The organism is Ruegeria sp. G7, from assembly GCF_056535465.1.
Map to the genome: position 1 here is coordinate 1,364,413 of NZ_JBQFIL010000001.1, position 19,033 is coordinate 1,383,445.

Genomic DNA, 19,033 nt, shown 5'->3' on the forward strand with positions numbered 1-19,033 from the left:
ATGCCCGATGAAACAGACGGCTGGATAGAGATGAGGGTGATAAGACGTTCTGAGGAAAGAGGGAAAACGCAATCAGAGTGGTTGAACTCAAGGCACACATTCTCATTTGGGCAGTATCTGGATCCCAACCACATGGGTTTTGGCCCCCTGCGCGTCATCAATGAAGATCGCATCGCACCCGGTGCCGGATTTGATACGCACGGGCATGCGGACATGGAAATCCTCTCCATCGTTCTGGACGGTGCGCTTATGCATACGGATTCAATGGGTGAAACCACACTTATCCGTCCGGATGATGTTCAAAGAATGAGTGCCGGAACTGGCTTAAAACACTCAGAAATTAATGCCTCGCAAACCAACCCTGTTCATTTTATCCAAATTTGGATTGTGCCTGAACAGGAAGGGCTCATCCCAAGCTACGAACTGCGAAACTTTCCTAGAGAGGAACGCCTCAACACGCTGCGTTTGATGGGGTCAAGGGACGGGCGGACAGGATCAGTTATGATCCATCGTGATGTGGACCTATATGGCTCAATACTTGATCGGGATGAAAGCATCACCCATAGAACAAGACCCAATCGCGGAGTATGGGTGCAGGTGATCCGCGGCCCTGTCGCGGTCGATGGTGCAACTTTGAAAACCGGAGACGGCATTGCGATGACTGATGCTGAGAAGGTCGTATTGAACGCGGAACAAGATTGTGAATTTCTGCTGCTCGACCTCGCCTTGACCTGATTCAGCTAACAGTGCTGCTGAATCCAGCGTTGTTTTCCAGTACAGCAGCTTCTTCGCGCGACCAGTTGATGAAACTTGCGATTTCCGGTCTTGTCTCATCCCCTTTCTGGCAAACGACAAAATAACTCACATGCATCGGGATCACCGGGCCAAAAGGCATCACGAGACGACCATCCAGCATCTCTTTTCGGGCTAAAAAGCGCCTTGCAAGCACCACGCCCGCTCCGTTGACCGCTGCGTCAATAGCGTGATCTGCAGCTTGTCGTTCAAATCTCATTCCTCGCTGGGCGCCCGCTGTATCCAGACCCGCACGCGAAAACCATCCGGACCAGTTCAGGTTCTTGGCAAAAGGTGCAGTGCTGGTGTCGTGCAGCAAGGGGGCACGGACGATATCGGATGCTTGGTGCAGATCAAGTTGAGCCACAAGATCGGGGCTTGCCAATGGCAACAGAAAGTCTTCGCACAGCTTGACCGCGAAAAGCCCTTCGCCCGGTGCCCTTGTAAATCGGATCACCACGTCAGGCCCGTCTTTTCCGAAAGCGGAAATCTCACTACTGGTTTCAAAGCTAACCGGCAGTTCCGGATTTCGCTCGGCGAACCTATGCAGTCGCGGCAACAACCATTTGCGTATGATTGGTCCACTGGATTCCACGCGCAACGGGCGAACCGCTTTTGGCCGCACCTGATCCACCGCATCGCGCAGTTGCAAGAACGCAGATGAAACCGCAGGCTGCAAGGATTGCCCGGCTTCGGTCAGCGTCACTGAACGTACCGCTCGGGTAAAAAGTTTCACACCCAAATCGTCTTCGAGTGCCCGTATTTGCTGACTAACGGCACCGGGCGTCACCGCCAGTTCCGCGGCTGCGTCCTTGAAGGACGATAGGCGCGCGGCAGCTTCGAAAGCGCGCAGCGAGGACAAAGCTGGAAGGCGGCGAAATGGCATAAGCATACGTTAGCAGAACTAAACTATAGGGCAAGAATCCATCGTTTGTCGGTCTCAGAGATCGACCCCATTTCACTGCGTATCTGACACAGCAGCCAGATGGCCAAACCCACGAAGGAGCCCAGATATGAGCACAGAAAAACTGCAAGTTCTCACCCCTCAGAACAGCCAGCTGATCTTTATCGACCACCAGCCCCAAATGGCGTTTGGTGTCCAGTCCATCGATCGGCAAGCTCTGAAAAACAATACGGTTGGTCTGGCCAAGGCAGCCAAGATTTTCGACATTCCAACCACGATCACCACCGTCGAAACCGAAAGCTTTTCAGGCCACACATATCCCGAATTACTGAGTGTCTTCCCTGAGCATCCGCTGCTGGAGCGCACCTCGATGAATTCGTGGGATGATCAGAAGGTCCGCGATGCGCTGGCACAGAACGGCCGCAAGAAAGTGATCGTTTCAGGGCTTTGGACCGAGGTTTGCAACACCACCTTTGCCCTAAGCGCAATGCTCGAGGGTGGGTACGAAATCTACATGGTCGCAGATGCCTCGGGTGGCACTTCGGCAGATGCGCATAACTACGCGATGGATCGCATGGTTCAGGCGGGCGTTGTTCCGGTGACCTGGCAGCAGGTCTTGTTGGAATGGCAGCGCGATTGGGCGCACCGCGATACCTACGACGCGGTTATCGGCCTCGTTCAGGAACATTCGGGTGCCTATGGCATGGGTGTCGATTACGCCTACACCATGGTTCACAAGGCGCCCGAGCGGGTCACCCACGGTCCGACCATCGATCCGGTACCAGCCCCCATCGCCGCTGAATAAGCCGGCGCATCCTGTCCAAGGCCCCTCCTCTCCTTGGACAGGATTTCCACGCACAAAACGCTGACCGGCCTGTCTGGCCGGGCCGATCCCCTTTTGTCCAGAAACAAGGTGACCGACCATGCCACTCCAGATTGACCGCCGCCAGCTTTTGGCGGGAACCGCCACGCTGATTGCTGCCCCTTTATCTGCGGCCGCACAGACACGAACTGCTGACTTGGTGCTGGTGAACGGGAAAATCACGACCATGGATCCGGCCCAGCCCGAAGCCTCGGCTTTGGCCGTCAAAGACGGACGGTTCATCGCTGTAGGTAGTGACGCCGAGATCCGGCCTTTGATCGGCCCGTTCACGCAAGTGATCGATGCGCGCAAGCAACGCGTCATCCCCGGCCTCAATGACAGCCACACACATGCGATCCGCGGCGCGGTGAACTATAATCTTGAGGTGCGCTGGGACGGTGTCGACAGTCTGGAAGAGGCCTTGCACCTGCTGCGCATGCAAGCCGAACGCACCCCCGAAGGCCAGTTCATTCGCGTGGCCGGTGGATTTAGCGAGTTCCAATTCAAGGAAAAGCGCTTGCCGACCGTGGCTGAACTGGATGCGGTCGCGCCCAATCACCCCGTGTTGATCCATCACCTTTACAAGCTGACGCTGCTGAACACCAAGGCCGTCGAATGGTATGGTTACGACAAACCCGGTCACCCCGAATATCCCGGGGGATTATCGAAAAGGATGTTGAGGGGACCGCGACGGGCCGCTTGCTTGCAGCGCCGTCCGGGCTGGTCATGTACCGTACCCTTGCTGCCGCGCCGAAGCTTTCGATCCGGGATCAGATCAACAGCTCACAACAGTATTTCGATGCGTTGAACGGCCTTGGCATAACCTCGGTTTCGGACGCTGGTGGCGGCGGCATGGAATTCCCCGACGCCGATCCCTATCGCGTCATTGGCTGGATGCATGATGCGGGGCTGCAGACCGTCCGCATCGGGTATCATTCCTTCCCGCAGCATAAAGGGCAGGAATTGTCGGACTACCAGAAATGGACAGCCAGCACACGGGCGGGTTCAGGCGACGATCTGCTGAAATTCGTAGGTGCAGGCGAAAACCTTGCTTGGGCTTCCTATGACTATGAGATCTTTGCAGATGCCCGCCCTGATATTGACGCGGATGCCGAGGATTATCAGCGCCAGATCATGACCGTTCTGGGCGAAGAGGGCTGGCCGTTCCGCCAGCATATCACCTATGATGAAACCGGGGATCGTCTGCTACCGGTTTACGAGGATGTCGCCAAAGGTGCGGGCCTGACACCCGGATGGTTCATCGATCATGTCGAAACGTTCAGCCAGCGCAATTTAGAGCGTATCGCGGCCTTGGGTGGTGGTATTGCCCTACAAAACCGTATCCAGTTTCAGGCCGAGGATTTCGTTGCCAACTACGGCGTTGAAAAGCTCAAAACCACGCCGAATTTCCGCGCAATTCTGGATCTTGGCGTGCCTGTGGGCGGGGGCACGGATGCGACACGCGTCACCTCGTTCAATCCTTGGTTTTCAATCCAGTGGATGAGCACCGGCCTGTCGCGCGGTGGCATGCCGATGTACGACGATGCCAACCTGTTGAGCCGCGAAGAAGCCCTGCGTGTCTGGACCACAGGCTCTGCCTGGTTCACAGGCGATGCAGGTCGCAAAGGGGCAATCACACCGGGTCAACTGGCGGATTTCGCCGTGCTTGACCGGGACTATTTCACCGTGACCGACGCCGAGATCGCCAAGCTGCAATCGGAACTCACCGTTATGGGCGGAGAGGTTGTGTATGGCGCCGGGCCCTTTGCACATCAGGACTTGCGTCACATCCCACCCATCAGCCCCGACTGGTCCCCCGTGATATTGCAGCAAACGCAACCGTTGACGGTGTTCTGAGACATACACCCTTTTTTTGGAGACGCAGAATGGCGGATCTTATTCTTCGCAACGGGCGCATCACGACGCTCGACCCCGACCGGCCCGAGGTCGAGGCAATCGCCATTTCCGATGGTCTTGTGGCGGCGACCGGATCACAGGACGAGATCATGCGCCTCGCCGACCCGAATACCCAGATCATTGATCTTCAGGGCCGGCGCGTCATCCCGGGCCTCAATGACAGCCACACCCACCTGATCCGCGGCGGGCTGAACTTCAATATGGAATTGCGTTGGGAAAACGTACCCTCGCTGTCGGATGCCTTGCGGATGCTCAAAGAGCAGGCCGATCGCACCCCGGCGCCACAATGGGTGCGCGTCGTCGGCGGCTGGTCCGAGTTCCAATTTGCTGAGCGTCGGATGCCGACGCTGGACGAAATCAATGCCGCTGCGCCCGAAACACCGGTATTCATCCTGCACCTTTATGGTCAGGCACTGATCAATCGCGCTGCAATCAAGGTGTTGGGGTTTGACAAAAACACCCCCAACCCGCCCGGTGGGGAAATCCAGCGCGATGCGCACGGAAACCCGACCGGACTGCTGATCGCCAAACCTTCGGCGCTGATCCTGTATTCAACACTGGCGCGCGGTCCCAGCCTGCCTTTGGAAGATCAAATCAACTCAACCCGTCACTATATGCGTGAGATGAACCGCCTTGGTATCACATCGGTCATCGATGCAGGCGGCGGCGGGCAGAACTATCCCGAAGATTACGACGTCATCCAGCGCCTACACGACGATCAGCAACTGACAGTGCGCGTGGCCTATAACCTGTTTGCGCAGGGCGCGGGATCTGAGCTGGACGACTATGAACGCTGGGTCTCGATCACTGAGCCAGGTGCGGGTTCTGATATGTTGCGCATGAACGGTGCAGGCGAGAACCTGACGTGGTCGGCGGCAGATTTCGAAAACTTTCTCGAGCCGCGCCCCGACTTGTCGCCCATCATGGAAAGCGAGTTGGAGCCGATTGTCGAATTACTGGCGACGAACGAGTGGCCCTTTCGCATCCATGCCACCTATGACGAAAGCATCGACCGGTTTCTGAACGTCTTTGAACGCGTGAATGGCCGTCAGCCCTTCAAGACCCGATTTATCATAGACCACGCCGAAACCATAAGCGCGCGTAACATCGACCGGATCAATGCGTTGGGCGGCGGAATCGCAATTCAGCATCGGATGGCGTTTCAAGGCGAGTATTTCGTGCAACGCTACGGTGAAGAGGCCGCGATGATGACGCCGCCGGTTCGCCGGATGATTGACAGCGGTGTACCTGTCGGAGGCGGAACGGATGCGACACGGGTGGCCAGTTATGACCCCTGGGTCGGGCTGCACTGGTTGACAACTGGCAAGACGCTGGGTGGCCTGCCGCTTTACGAAGACGATAATCTGCTGTCACGGGAAGAGGCATTGCGCCTATGGACCAACGGCTCGGCTTGGTTCTCGGGTGAGGCCGACGTCAAGGGCACTCTGGCCCCAGGTATGTATGCCGATCTTGCGGTGCTGACTGATGACTACATGACTGTCCCGGACACAGAGATCAGAGGTATCCGCAGTGTCCTGACGCTCGTCGGAGGTCGGGTTGTGCACGGAACGGGGGACTATGCTCCGTTGGCACCGGAGATGCCCCCGGCCGCGCCCTCATGGTCGCCCGTTCTGACCCAGCCTACCCCCGCCGAACGCCCCGGTCTGGACATTCGCACGCAGGTATCCTGCCACGATGGCTGCGCGAACAGTTGCAACATGCATGGCCATTCACATGGGATCGCGTGGTCCACGCCTTTGCCTGTTTCCAATTTGTCCAAGTTCTGGGGCGTTTTGGGCTGTTCCTGTTTTGCAGTTTAATGCCGAGGAGGCCCAGACATGAGTTTGCAACCCTACCTTATCTCTCTGGCAATCGGTGTTGGGGTCGGCGTGGTCTACGGCTTGCTGGACACGCGATCACCCGCGCCTCCAATCATCGCGCTACTTGGCCTGCTGGGGATGCTGGCGGGTGAAAGCCTGACGGGCTGGGCAAAGAAACATCTGACCGCAGAGGAAGCCGCCGCACAGTGTCTGCACAATAAAAGTTTCGCTCACAACCAAAGCAACACGGCAGCGTCAAAGAGTGAAAAGACATGAGGTGGGTCTATGCTGCCGTCGCGGCGTCAACTTTTGCAACGGCAGTCGTCGGAGACGTGCTGCAGTTTGAAGGCCGCGTTCTACCATCGGAGCGTGGCATTATTACCAGCAAGATCGATGGCGTTGTCGAAGCCGTTTTTTATGAGAACGGCGCACATGTAAAGGAAGGCGACCCGCTCATCCAACTGGATGACACAGATGCCGCTCTTGCCCTGGAAATGGCAATGGCGCGACTTCAACAAGCCGAGGCGACATTGGCGGCATCAGCGGCACAGGCCAATCGACAGCGGGAATTGCTCAGCCGTGGTCTCACTTCACAGGCATCAGCGGACCCCATTCTTGCAAATCAAAAAATCGCCCAGGCCAATGTTAAACTGGCCCGCGCCGAGGTTACGGCTGCCCAGATCGGCCTGGAACGTACCTTTATTCGTTCACCGATAACCGGCTTGGTATCAAACGCGACTGCCGAAAAAGGTATGTTTGTTGAAGCTGAAGCAAATCAGGGGCTGGGGCAGGTCATCGTTATCGAACCTGTTCTGGTGGCATATGAGGTCAACTACGAAACCCGCCTGAACACCATGGCCCAAGCAGGTGCAGCCTCGCTTGATACCCTATTTGAACGCCTGAGTGTTGCGATCTCACTAACAAACGGGATCGTTGTCCAAGACAGGCTGGCACCAGAACGCGCCAGTCTTGAGCTTAACGACAACGGAACGCTGACCGTATTTTTGCGCGTCCCAAACCCGGACCAACTGTTGCGCCCAGGACTGACTGTGCGTGTCTCCTCCACCCTTTTACCTTCAGGAGTGCAGAATTGACCCTTGAGGCTACAATCACCCGCCAAGATTCTTCGGGAAAAGCTGTCTACTTGGGCACTTTGCCCGGTTTGGAAGGAATTGCGCAGCTGACGTTGTCAAAAACAAGCGACACGCTGGTCATTGCTGACGGTACCCTCGTACCAGACAGTTTGCGCGGTATGGGTGTCGGTCAACAGTTGGTGGAGCGTTTGGTTGTTGACGCCCGAGCCGCAGGCCAGCGCGTCGTACCGTTATGTCCATTCGTTCGGGCGCAAGCGATGCGGCACAAAAAGGACTGGGCCGATGTCATCCAGTTCTGAAACTATCGCACCCGTATCAGCCTGGTCGCCGTTCCGCTATCGGGCCTTTACTCTGTTATGGTGCGCCACCCTGATCTCGAATGTCGGCACCTGGATGCACGAGGTCGGAGCTGGATGGCTGATGACCGAACTCAGCCCGTCACCGGCTGTTGTGTCATTGGTTCAGGCTGCAACCACTCTGCCGGTTTTTTTGTTTGCTTTGTTCGCCGGCACGCTGGCTGATCGCCTCGACAAGCGGCGGATGTTGATCACGATTAACATTTTGATGGTGGCTGTTGTCGGGGTTCTTGCTGTTCTTGTTCAACTGCAGGCGATGACGCCCGCAATCCTGATCTTGTTCACGCTGGCTGTCGGCACAGGCGCCGCCTTCATGGCGCCCGCGTGGCAGGCGGTGGTGCCCTCACTGATACCCCGCGACAACTTACAGCCCGCGATTGCGTTGAATTCGATGGGCATCAATATCAGCCGTGCGATCGGTCCCGCCCTGGCCGGGGTTCTGATCGTAAGCGTGGGTCTGTCCACCCCGTTTGTTGTCAATGCAGTCAGCCATCTGGTGATTATCGCTGCATTGTTGGCCTGGAAACCCGAAACACCGCTGCAAAAGCAAAGGCATCAGCCGATACTGTCCGAAATGGCAACAGGGTTGCGCCACGCGCGTTACAACCACGCCTTGCTGGCAACGCTCATCAGGGCGGCTGCATTCTTCCTGTTCGCATCCGCATATTGGGCGATGCTACCTTTGATAGCGCGCAGCATTCCTGACGGAGGAGCCGAGCTATACGGCCTGCTACTGACCCTTGTCGGCGCTGGCGCAGTCACAGGGGCACTCGCGCTGCCACGACTTCGCGGAGATGCATCCGCCGACAAAGTGGTCGCCGCCGGTACAATTGGAACCTCTGCCGCTTTGGTTTTGTTGGCTCTGGCTAGTGTGCCCGTCGTGGCAATGTTGGCAGCTTTCTTGGGCGGTTTCGCCTGGATTGGTGTCCTGACAACATTTCACGTGTCTGCCCAACTGGCTTTGCCAAATTGGGTTCGGGCCCGCGGCATGGCCATCTTCCTGATGGTCTTTTTTGGATCAATGGCGCTTGGGGCCACGGTTTGGGGTCAGGTCGCGCAAGCCTTTGGCTTGCCTGTGGCCTTGATCTTGGCAGCGACCGGGTTGGTTCTTGCCTTGTTTGTCACGAGGAAATCGCAACTCGGACAAGGTGAGCAGTTAGACCTGAGCCCTGCGATGATGTGGCCTGCGGCACCAGACCTTGATTTGGAAACAGGGCAATCCGCGGATCGCGCCGCACGGGTGCAGATCGAGTATCGTATTCGACCGGAGGATCGAGAGGATTTTGTGCGCGAATTGACACTGTGGTCTGCCCAGAGATACCGGGACGGGGCGTTCGAGTGGTCTCTTGTCCAAAGTGTTGAAGAACCCGAAACATGGGTCGAAAGCTTCGAGGTAGCCAGTTGGAACGAGCATCTGGCTCAACATGAACGGCTCACTGTTTCAGACAGCCACCGTCAAGCAAATATCAAGAGGTTCGACACCCGCAGCACAGGACCAGTCGTCAGGCATTTTCTGCATTACGCCGTGTAGAGCTGTTTTCTAAACACTCCGGATTTGGTGCGCAAACGTTCAAAGGCAATAATGTTCAAGTTTTTCTCAGATGAGGAATGCTGCCTAAATTCACCGTAATGTGGCGGATCTGTATGCTGCGTCCACAGCTCGCTGCATAGGCATGCGCTGCGGTTGTTGATCACTTAGGTTACGCCTGCACAGCCCGTGGGCGCAACGGCAGCATTGACGGGGGCGGATCAATGACAGCATCTTGCCGTGCTGCCGATGCCAATTTCAGCTTCCTGCGGTTCTCGATCTTTTGTGCCTAGTGCAACATTTTGCATCTTGGTCTCCCTGCCGTCTATAGGTCGACCGCAGTATCTCGTAATCACTGCTGGACTCCCTTGGCGAAGACGGCTCGGCGCCACAACGCGCCATATTTCAGTAGTAATGGACTGCTGACTTTACAAATGTAACGTCAGATGAAGCCGCGCCAACGGCTGCATTCGGCTGAGCAAAGTGAGGCCGCACGGTTTTCGCTGTCGACGAATAGGTAAGAGTTTCACGCTGCTCTTTACATTGAGCACAAATGGGTCGTGAGCAGCACAATCACGCTGTTCTAGGGCTTTCACAATTCGGACTTCAGCGATTTAGATAAGATGCTTGAAGCGGCCAATGGATTGCAGTTGGACATAACTGATTCATCCGTCGCATGGGGTGGCAACCAAGCGCATCTGGGATGGCGGGTTTTTCGGCGGGTATCGCCATTAGAGTCTAAAAATATCATTTATATTCAATGGCGTATGGCGGAGACGAAGGGATTCGAACCCTCGAGACGGTTTCCCGCCTACTCCCTTAGCAGGGGAGCGCCTTCGACCACTCGGCCACGTCTCCGTTGGCGGGTATATCCTTGCCGGTCGGCGGGATACAAGGCGATTTTCGATGCAAGGTGAAATTTTATGGCGACCGGTTCGTAAATTCAGCACGCGCGCTTCGCCGTTGTCGCGGCTTGAAAGGCTCGGCGCAGTCGGCGGTGATCTTCAAAAAAGGGAATGCTTGCAAAACACCCCTGTTTCAGCGCATATTTGTGCAGATTTAATACATTGCAAGACTATTCAGATTTAGCATTCTGAGGCGACAGATATCGGGCGCGGGGGAAGTTTAGACCCTCGATGGGAACCTTTGGGGGAAGGGGACTTGGTTTTGGCCTGGTTGAAGTTGTTTATTGTTTTCATATCCTTGTCCGTGCTGCCAGCGTCGGCTTTTGCATCGATCGGAAAAGTGTTGAGCGCCAAACCCGGCGCCGATGTGGTGCGGGACGGCAAGAAGATTCGTCTGCGCGAAGGAATGGACGTGGTCTCGGGCGATATGATCACGACAAACCGGACAGGTGTCGTTCAGCTGTTGTTTGTCGATGAGACCAAAATTGCCGTTGGACCGAACGCGCAGATGGTTTTGGATGTGTCCATGTTACGGGGCAACCGAAAGGCCAAGAGCTTTACGGTACAGGCGCTGGGCGGCAGTTTTCGGTTCATCTCGGGCAAAAGCCGCAAGCGGGCCTATTCGATCAAAACACCGTCTGCCACGATGGCGGTGCGGGGCACCACTTTTGATATGTGGATCACATCGCAGCGACAAAGCGCGATGCTGGTTCTTGAAGGCACGGTCCAGATGTGCGGTCGGCGCGGATCGTGTCGGTCCGCAAGCCGTCAGTGCAGCATGTTTGCAACCAACGCCGGAGGGCAGGTCGGGCGACCTGCCGATCAGGCCCAGTATGACAAGGCGCTGGAAGGGGGCTTTCCGTTTGTCCTGTCTCAGAATGCTTTGCTGCCCCCGCTTCGGTTCAATGCGGGGGGATGCTCGGAACGTGCGGCCAGTGCGCCTTCGACCGAATCTGAACGACCTGACCGCAGCTCGGGTACATCCCGGGATGTGGCGCGGGCCGAGACGCGGTCCGGATCGGAAGGACCATCTGGTGAAAGGGCTGATAACCCAGGTGCGCGGTCGGAAGCTGGAAACTCTTCCTCAAGGTCGGGCGTTCGCTCTGGAGGCGGCCTGAATGTGTCGGCCAGCCCGTCCGGCGGTGGCTCTGGCGCCCGGGCGACAGCGACGGCAGGCAATGTGACCGCAACGGCAGGACGATAAGCCCAGAGCATCGACTGTTCCCAACGCCGGAGAGGCGACCGTGGTTGGCAGGATAAAAGAGAGAATTGGGCGAAGACTGATTTTCCGGCTGGTAGGTCTGGGATTGATTCTGCTGGGTTGTTTTGTCCGGGTGGCCGACCCGTACCCCATCCAGATGTCGCGTCTGATCTATTTCGATGCTCTGCAGCGCCTATCCCCACGCGCCTACGACCCGGATTTGCCCGTGCGTGTGGTCGATATCGATGAACGGTCTCTGACTGAGTGGGGTCAATGGCCGTGGCCGCGGACTCAGCTGGCGCAGATGGTCGAACGTTTGGGGCAGTATGGCGCGGCGGCGATTGCATTTGATGTGCTGTTCGCCGAACCCGACCGATATTCGCCATCCCGGTTGCTGAAGGATCCTCAGTTGTCGGGAATCCTTCGGGTGGACCGGTCAGCAACGAATCTGGACAACGATGTGGTGTTTGGCAACGAGATCGCCAATTGGCCGGTGGTTCTGGGGGTGGCTGCCCGGCAAACCGCCAGCGGCGCCACGGTCGTTCCCAAAGCGGGACTGGTCGAGATTGGAGAGAACCCGGCAGCCGGACTTGTGCATGTAGGTCACTGGACAGGGCTGGCCCCGCCTCTGGCCGAGGATGCCGCCGGGATTGGTGGAGTAAATGTCTCACCCTTTGGCGGTTTGGGTGTGGTGCGGCGCGTGCCGATACTGTGGGCCGGGCCGGATGGTGTTCTACCGGCACTCGGGATCGAAGCCCTGAGGGTTGCAATGGGCGCACCCGTTCTTTTCGCCGAAGGCGCGCAGGATGAGGCGGGCATCATGCTGGGTGTCGGCATCGGTGATCTGCTGTTGCCTACCACGGAAAACGGTGAGATCTGGGTGCGCTACAGGCGCGACGATCCCCGGCTTTACCTGTCTGCCGATGATGTGATGCAACGTGGCGATGATCCGGCATTGCGGGCTGAGATCGAGGGGAGGATCATTCTGGTAGGCACCTCTGCCGCCGGTCTGTTCGATATGCGAGAGACCGCTTTGGGCGAATCCGTTCCCGGTGTCTCGATCCACGCCCAGATCATCGAACAGGTCATCCTTGGCGATATGCTCAGCCGTTCGGATGTGACCGCCGCTTTGGAGCTGCTGGCCTTTGTCATCCTCGGAGTCGTTGTCACGGTGGTTATGTCCAGCTTTGGCGCGGTGGCTTCATTCGTTGCGGGCGGTGCTGCCGCTGGCGTCGTGATCGCGATCAGCTGGCTGGCGTTTCAGAACCAGTCGGTGCTGTTCGATGCCACCTTCCCGCTGGCCGGGGGCATGGCCAATTTCGGATTGCTTGCAGGCTACCTGTTCGTCTCGACCGAACGCGAAAAGCGGGTGATCCGGCAGACCTTCTCGCATTACGTTGCGCCCGAGATACTGGACGAGATGGAGGCCAACGGCCACCAGCTGCAACTGGGCGGGGAATCGCAGGAAATCACCGTGATGTTCTCGGATATCCGGGGCTTTACGCCTCTGTCCGAGTCGGTCTCGGCCACGGATCTGGTGGCCCTTCTGAACGAGCTGTTCTCGGAAATCGGCGATCAGATTCTGATCGAGAGGGGAACGATCGACAAATTTATCGGCGATGCGGTCATGGCGTTCTGGAACGCGCCGCTGCCGGTCGAGGATCATCCCTGTCGCGCCGCCTGGGCTGCGCTGAAGATGCGCGATGCGCTGCGGGCCTTCAACGCCTCGCCGATCATGCGGGGGCATCCTCAGATCGCGCTGGCGACCGGCTGTGCGACCGGGTCGGCTTGTGTGGGCAATATCGGATCGCGTAGCCGGTTCAACTATACGGTGATCGGTGACGTGGTGAATGTGGCGGCGAGAATCGAGCAGAATTGCCGCCATGTGGATTACGATATCCTTGTCTCGCAGGGGGTGCGGCAGGCCGCAGGGGCGGACCTGGCGTTGCTTGAGGCCGGGTTTGTCGATCTGAAGGGCAAAAGTGAACCCGAGCCGGTATTCATTCTGGTTGGCGACCGAGCGCTGGCCGAGACGGCCGCGTTCCGGGCCCTGAAGGCCACGCACGAGCTGCTGCTGCAGACCATTCGCGACCGGTCTCCGCAGCACGTGGTCACGGCCTTGTGCAACGAATGTCTGACCCAGGCGCCGCAGGTCGAGCACGGCCTTGCCAGCTTTTATCAGGCGCTTCACGGGCGCACCGTGGATTTCCGGTCCGAGGCGCGATCCGGTCCCGTGATCTTCAGCCATCACAATGGCGTCGAAAAGGCTGCAGAGTAAAAAAGAGAGCGGGACGCGATCGTTAAACCGCGCCCCGCCTCAATCGGACAGAAAGATCAATCTCGCCCCCTCGAATACTATCTAAAACAAAACGGGCTAAAACTTTCGATATATTCGAGACTGATCTCTATCCTCATCGGAATAAAGCCATACTGCACCATCATCTGATGGGCGACAGTGAAGCAGTTCACATTAACGAGAAATTAGTAAATTAACGCCAGTCGAAGAAACCCGGACCGGCCTGTTTCAACAGGGATTCGGCCATGGCGTGGCCCAGTTCGCGCCCGTCTTCGGCGGGGCCTGTCGCTTCTTCGCTGATCGCCTCGGACCCATCGGGGCGCAGAACCTCGCCGCGCAAATGCAACTGTCCGTCGCGAATCTCGGCCAGCCCGGCAATCGGGGTTTCGCAGGACCCGTCGAGCCCGGCCAGAAGGCTGCGTTCGGCCGCAAGGCGCTGGCTGGTTTCCACATGATGAATCGCCGCAAGCATATCGGCGGCGCGGCTGTCATCGCTGCGCCGTTCGATCCCGATGGTGCCTTGCGCGATGGCGGGCAGCATATCTTCGGGTGCTATGGCAGTGGCGGGGACGTCTTTCATATCCAGCCTGCGCAGCCCGGCCATGGCCAGAAAGGTGCAATCGGCCACGCCATCGGCCAGTTTTTTCAGGCGGGTTTGCACGTTGCCGCGAAATTCGACCACGTTCAGATCGGGCCTGCGGTTCAGCAATTGCGCCCGACGCCGCAGCGACGAGGTGCCGACCACAGCGCCCTGCTGCAGATCGTGAATGGAGTTCAGGCTGGGAGAGATAAACGCATCGCGCACATCCTCGCGCGGCAGGAACGTGTCCAGCACCAGCCCCTCGGGCTGTTCCACCGGCATGTCCTTGGTCGAATGTACGGCGATGTCGATCTCGCCCTTCAGCATTGCCTCTTCAATTTCCTTGGTAAACAGGCCCTTGTTGCCGATCTCTTTCAGCGGGCGATCCGCATCGATCATGGCGCGGTTGTCGCCGGTGGTCTTGATCACCACGATCTCGAACGCGTCTTCGGGCAGGCCGAACGCCTTGCCCAGACGCGCGCGGGTTTCATGTGCCTGTGCCAGCGCCAGCGGCGATCCACGGGTACCGATTTTGAGAGGCGAGGCGGGGGTGGGCAATGTGAGACTCATGCGCACAGCTTTAGTCGCGTCACATTGCCCTGACAATGGGGGCAGAGCTTGACAAATTGCCACTGAAGGCCGACGCGTGACGCCAGACCGGAAGATTGGGGGCAGGTATGGCCGAAACAAAGACATTGCTGCGGGCGCTGGCGGGCGAGGTTCAGGACGTTCCGCCGATCTGGATGATGCGTCAAGCAGGGCGCTATCTGCCCGAATATCGCGCCACCCGTGCGCAGGCGGGGGATTTCCTGTCGCTGTGTTACAACCCCGAGCTGGCGGCCGAGGTCACCTTGCAGCCCATTCGCCGCTATGGCTTTGATGCGGCGATCCTGTTTGCCGACATCCTGTTGGTGCCGCAAGCGCTGGGCGCTGATCTATGGTTTGTCACCGGTGAAGGACCCCGTCTTTCGACGATCACGCAGCAATCGGATTTCGATGCGCTGAAACCGGTTGAGCATATCCACGAGACGCTCTCGCCCGTCTATGAGACCGTGCGCATCCTGTCGCGAGAATTACCGTCTGAGACCACTCTGATCGGTTTCGCGGGTGCCCCGTGGACAGTGGCCACCTATATGATCGCTGGGCGTGGTACGCCGGATCAGGGGGCAGCCCATGCGTTGCGGGAAGAGAACACCGCCTTGTTCGAGGCTCTGCTGGATCGGATTACTCTGGCAACGATCGAATATCTGTCTGCGCAGATCGAGGCCGGGGCTGAGGTGGTTAAGATTTTCGACAGTTGGGCTGGATCTTTGAAGGGCGAGGCGTTCCAGAAATACGCTGTTGAGCCCTGCCGGGTGATCACACAAGCGATCAAGGCGCGGCATCCGGGTATTCCGGTGATCGGCTTCCCGCGCGAGGCGGGTGAGGGATATGTCGGCTTTGCCAAGGCCACGGGTGTCGATTGCGTGGCGCTGGACAATTCCGTGTCGCCGGACTGGGCGGCTGCGAATGTGCAGGTGGATGGTTGTGTGCAAGGCAATCTGGCCTCGTCTCATATGGTGACCGGTGGGCAGGCGCTGGTGGATGAGACGCGCGCGATTGTCGAGGCGTTCTCGAAGGGGCCGCATATCTTCAATCTGGGGCATGGGATCACGCCGGATGCAGACCCTGAGAATGTTCAGTTGATGATCGATACGGTGCGCGGGCGGTGAGCCAGGTGAGGGGGCCAGCCCCCTCTTGGCCTGTGGCCAATTCACCCCCGGGATATTTTTAGCCAGATGAAGCGGGCGGGAGTTCGTTCAGGATTTCGTACGTGTGCTCTCCGCGTTTGGGGCTGGGTTTGGGGTGCCAATCGTGGGTTGAGAAGCGCGGGGCGGCTGCCGCTTGTCTGGTGCGGTTGGAGTCGATCCATGTTTGGCGGGCGGTATTCATCGGATGCGCTTGCGCTTCGTTCGGGGACAGGACAGGGGCGACGCAAGCGTCGGTGCCGTGGAAGAGGGCTGTCCAGTGGTCGCGGGGCTGTCTGGCGAACAGGGACTTGAGTCGGTCTGTCAGCCGGGGCCAGTAAGCGGGGTCGTATTGTTGGGCGAAGTCGGGGTCTTCTGAGAGGCCCAGCAGGTCCAGAAAGCAGGCGTAGAACTTGGGTTCCAGGCACTGAACCGAGATATGGCCGCCATCGGCGCAGGTGTAGGTGCGGCTCCAATGCGGGCCGTCCAGCAGGCTTTGGCCTCGGGTGTCTGACAGATTGCCGGTTTGGCGCAGGCTCATCAGCAGGTTCATCATATGGGCCGAACCGTCATAGATCGCGGCGTCGACCACCGTGCCTGTACCGGTGCGTTGCGCGTTGAGGAGCCCGGCCAGAAGACCGGCGACCAGATACATCGCGCCGCCGCCGATATCGCCGACCAGTGTGGCCGGTGTCTGCGGTGGCTGATCCGGTTGCGAGGCGTACCATAGGGCGCCCGACAGGGCGATATAGTTGAGATCATGGCCAGCGGTTTCCGACAGAGGGCTGTGCTGCCCCCAGCCGGTCATGCGGCCATAGACCAGTCTGGGGTTGATCTGGTGGCAGGGCTTGGGGCCGAGGCCCAGCTTCTCCATCACGCCGGGGCGGAAGCCTTCGATCAGCGCGTCGGCGGTGGAGATCAGGCGTTTGGCGATGCTCAGATCTTCGTGATCTTTCAGGTCCAGCGCGATCGAGCGTTTGCCGCGATCCAGCAGCGAGCGTTCGGGCATACCGGGCGTGATCGCGCCGCCTTTGCGGTGGATGGTAATGACGTCGGCCCCCATATCGGCCAGCATCATCGCGGCAAACGGGGCGGGGCCGAGGCCTTCGAATTCGATGATACGCAAACCTGCCAGCATGGGATCCTCCTGATATGTAGGGTTTCGCGATGAACGTTTGAATGCAAGTGCAGACTGGTCGGATCCCTGCGTCAGCGCGTAGCGTGCTGTGCGCAAAAGGGCTGTTCCCGGCCTGCCCGGCGCGATAGGTTGCGAGGTCAGAACGAGGGGCCACATGACAACCATTCTATCGATCCGGGATTTGCGCAAATCTTATGCCGATGGCTTTGAGGCGCTCAAAGGCGTGACTCTGGACATTGAAGAAGGTGAGATTCTGGCGCTGCTGGGGCCGAATGGCGCGGGCAAGACGACGCTGATCTCGACCGTATGCGGGATTACCACGCCGACCTCGGGGTCGGTGACTGTGGGTGGACATGATATCCAGACCGAGTTCCGCGCCGCCCGCAAGATGATCGGGCTGGTGCCGCAGGAAATCGCGCTGGAGCCGTTCGAGAAGGTCTGGAACACCGTCCGTTTCTCGCGCGGTCTATTTGGCCACGGGCGCGACAATGCCCGGATCGAGGAAATCCTGCGCAAGCTGTCGCTGTGGGACAAGCGGCGCAATGCGATCAAGGAACTGTCGGGTGGGATGAAACGCCGGGTGCTGATCGCCAAGGCGCTGGCGCATGAGCCGCGCGTGCTGTTTCTGGACGAACCCACCGCCGGGGTCGATGTCGAGCTGCGCAAGGATATGTGGGAGATCGTGGCCGAGCTGAAACAGGCGGGCGTGACCATCATCCTGACCACCCACTACATCGAAGAGGCCGAGGCCATCGCCGACCGCGTTGGCGTCATCGACAAGGGTGAGCTGCTGCTGGTGCAGGACAAGGACACCCTGATGGCGCAGATGGGCAAGAAGCAGATCGAGGTGATGCTGACCGACCCGATCCCAGCCATTCCCGACAGCCTTTCGGAACACCAGCTGACACTGAATGGCGAGGGGGACGTGCTGATCTATACCTACGACACCAATGCCGAACGCACGGGTATCACCACGCTGCTGAACGATGTCGCGCAGGCCGGGTTGGTGCTGCGCGATGTACAGACACGGCAGTCGAGCCTTGAAGAGATCTTCGTCAATCTTGTCTCGGGAGAGCCTGCATGAACTGGTCCGCCATCGCCGCCATCTACCGGTTCGAAATGGCCCGGTTCTTCCGCACTCTGGCGCAGAGCTTTCTGTCGCCGGTCCTGTCCACGTCGCTCTATTTCGTGGTCTTCGGCACCGCCATTGGCAGCCGGATTCAAGAGGTCGAGGGTGTGTCTTACGGGGCGTTCATCGTGCCGGGGCTGATCATGTTGTCGGTGGTGATGCTGGCGATCTCGAACGCGTCGTTCGGCATCTATTTCCCCAAGTTTCTGGGTACGATCTATGAGCTGCTCTCGGCCCCGGTCAATTTCATTGAGATCGTGATCGGCTATGTCGGGGCAGCGGCGACCAAGGCCCTGTTCGTAGGGGTGGTGATTCTGATTACTGCTACATTCTTCGTGGATATACGGGTCGAGCACCCATTGGCGATGGTGGCCTTTCTGGTGCTGACCTGCCTCAGCTTTTCGCTGCTGGGTTTCATCGTCGGCATCTGGGCTAGCAATTTCGAACAGATGTCGCTGATCCCGCAACTGATCGTCACGCCGCTGATCTTTCTGGGGGGCACGTTCTATTCCATCTCGATGCTGCCGCCCGTGTGGCAAACGATCACCCTGTTCAACCCGGTCGTATATCTGATTTCCGGCTTCCGCTGGTCTTTCTACGGCATCGCAGATGTGCCGATTTTCTGGAGCCTTCTGGCCATCCTGGGCTTCACTGGTCTGTGCCTTGCGGTCATTGGCTGGATCTTCAAAACCGGCTGGCGCATCCGCAGCTAGGGCGTTGCATTTTTGCCCATCGGGTGTGGGAAATTGGTTCACGTCGCGTTTATGGCAATGTCGGTCCCTTG

At 58.4% G+C, this 19,033-nt stretch carries 15 protein-coding genes, 1 tRNA gene and 1 pseudogene; 13 read left to right on the forward strand and 4 right to left on the reverse strand.

Features of this window, described 5'->3' with window-relative positions; genetic code table 11:
* Positions 1-735 carry a pirin family protein gene (locus tag ACR3EN_RS06820; protein ID WP_480870818.1) on the forward strand — a complete coding sequence of 245 codons (735 nt, stop codon included), beginning with the start codon at positions 1-3 and terminating at the stop codon, positions 733-735.
* Between the two features lies 1 nt (position 736).
* Here ACR3EN_RS06820 and ACR3EN_RS06825 read toward each other — a convergent pair whose 3' ends face one another.
* Positions 737-1,678, reverse strand: coding sequence for a LysR substrate-binding domain-containing protein (locus ACR3EN_RS06825; protein WP_480870816.1), 942 nt, complete (start codon positions 1,676-1,678; stop codon positions 737-739).
* Positions 1,679-1,805: 127 nt separating this feature from the next.
* On the opposite strand from ACR3EN_RS06825, the gene ACR3EN_RS06830 reads away from it, so the two are divergent.
* From ACR3EN_RS06830 to ACR3EN_RS06860, 7 genes and pseudogenes are all read left to right on the forward strand, one after another.
* Complete coding sequence (locus ACR3EN_RS06830; RefSeq protein ID WP_480870814.1) at positions 1,806-2,501, forward strand: hydrolase; 696 nt, start codon at positions 1,806-1,808, stop codon at positions 2,499-2,501.
* Between the two features lie 244 nt (positions 2,502-2,745).
* Positions 2,746-4,415 (forward strand): annotated as a pseudogene (locus tag ACR3EN_RS06835) (amidohydrolase).
* A gap of 29 nt (positions 4,416-4,444) precedes the next feature.
* Positions 4,445-6,295 carry an amidohydrolase gene (locus ACR3EN_RS06840; protein WP_480870810.1) on the forward strand — a complete coding sequence of 617 codons (1,851 nt, stop codon included), beginning with the start codon at positions 4,445-4,447 and terminating at the stop codon, positions 6,293-6,295.
* Positions 6,296-6,313: 18 nt separating this feature from the next.
* Positions 6,314-6,571: a DUF1427 family protein gene (locus ACR3EN_RS06845; RefSeq protein WP_480870808.1), complete on the forward strand. Its 258-nt coding sequence runs from the start codon at positions 6,314-6,316 to the stop codon at positions 6,569-6,571.
* 56 nt (positions 6,572-6,627) lie between these two features.
* The gene (locus tag ACR3EN_RS06850; RefSeq protein WP_480918406.1) at positions 6,628-7,389 is read left to right on the forward strand and encodes an efflux RND transporter periplasmic adaptor subunit; all 762 of its coding nucleotides are present in this window, start codon (positions 6,628-6,630) and stop codon (positions 7,387-7,389) included.
* Positions 7,386-7,688 (forward strand): GNAT family N-acetyltransferase, encoded by a 303-nt coding sequence (locus ACR3EN_RS06855; RefSeq protein ID WP_480870804.1) that lies wholly within the window; start codon positions 7,386-7,388, stop codon positions 7,686-7,688. The genes ACR3EN_RS06850 and ACR3EN_RS06855 overlap by 4 nt, the downstream gene beginning before the upstream one ends.
* A complete protein-coding gene (locus tag ACR3EN_RS06860; protein ID WP_480870802.1) occupies positions 7,672-9,276 on the forward strand; it encodes an MFS transporter in 1,605 nt (534 codons plus the stop codon). The genes ACR3EN_RS06855 and ACR3EN_RS06860 overlap by 17 nt, the downstream gene beginning before the upstream one ends.
* Positions 9,277-10,041: 765 nt before the next feature.
* On the opposite strand, the gene ACR3EN_RS06865 is transcribed toward ACR3EN_RS06860, so the two are convergent.
* Positions 10,042-10,131 (reverse strand) — tRNA-Ser (locus ACR3EN_RS06865).
* A 387-nt stretch (positions 10,132-10,518) separates the two neighbouring features.
* Between ACR3EN_RS06865 and ACR3EN_RS06870 the strand changes: the two genes are divergently transcribed.
* Together ACR3EN_RS06870 and ACR3EN_RS06875 are read left to right on the forward strand one after the other, a co-directional pair.
* Positions 10,519-11,382 carry a FecR family protein gene (locus ACR3EN_RS06870; RefSeq protein WP_480823367.1) on the forward strand — a complete coding sequence of 288 codons (864 nt, stop codon included), beginning with the start codon at positions 10,519-10,521 and terminating at the stop codon, positions 11,380-11,382.
* Between the two features lie 40 nt (positions 11,383-11,422).
* Positions 11,423-13,657, forward strand: a complete 2,235-nt coding sequence (locus ACR3EN_RS06875; RefSeq protein ID WP_480843518.1) for a CHASE2 domain-containing protein — start codon at positions 11,423-11,425, stop codon at positions 13,655-13,657.
* Positions 13,658-13,868: 211 nt separating this feature from the next.
* Here the strand turns inward: ACR3EN_RS06875 and hemC are convergent, their stop codons facing one another.
* Positions 13,869-14,825, reverse strand: coding sequence for a hydroxymethylbilane synthase (gene hemC / locus ACR3EN_RS06880; protein ID WP_480823371.1), 957 nt, complete (start codon positions 14,823-14,825; stop codon positions 13,869-13,871).
* A gap of 107 nt (positions 14,826-14,932) precedes the next feature.
* On the opposite strand from hemC, the gene hemE reads away from it, so the two are divergent.
* Positions 14,933-15,967, forward strand: coding sequence for a uroporphyrinogen decarboxylase (gene hemE, locus ACR3EN_RS06885; protein ID WP_480823373.1), 1,035 nt, complete (start codon positions 14,933-14,935; stop codon positions 15,965-15,967).
* A gap of 58 nt (positions 15,968-16,025) precedes the next feature.
* On the opposite strand, the gene ACR3EN_RS06890 is transcribed toward hemE, so the two are convergent.
* On the reverse strand, positions 16,026-17,120 hold the full coding sequence (locus ACR3EN_RS06890) for a CaiB/BaiF CoA transferase family protein (RefSeq protein ID WP_480823375.1): 1,095 nt from the start codon (positions 17,118-17,120) through the stop codon (positions 16,026-16,028).
* 154 nt (positions 17,121-17,274) lie between these two features.
* Between ACR3EN_RS06890 and ACR3EN_RS06895 the strand changes: the two genes are divergently transcribed.
* The gene (locus ACR3EN_RS06895) at positions 17,275-18,204 is read left to right on the forward strand and encodes an ABC transporter ATP-binding protein (RefSeq protein WP_480531736.1); all 930 of its coding nucleotides are present in this window, start codon (positions 17,275-17,277) and stop codon (positions 18,202-18,204) included.
* Positions 18,201-18,962, forward strand: a complete 762-nt coding sequence (locus ACR3EN_RS06900) for an ABC transporter permease (protein ID WP_480531738.1) — start codon at positions 18,201-18,203, stop codon at positions 18,960-18,962. The genes ACR3EN_RS06895 and ACR3EN_RS06900 overlap by 4 nt, the downstream gene beginning before the upstream one ends.
* Positions 18,963-19,033 lie beyond the last annotated feature (71 nt).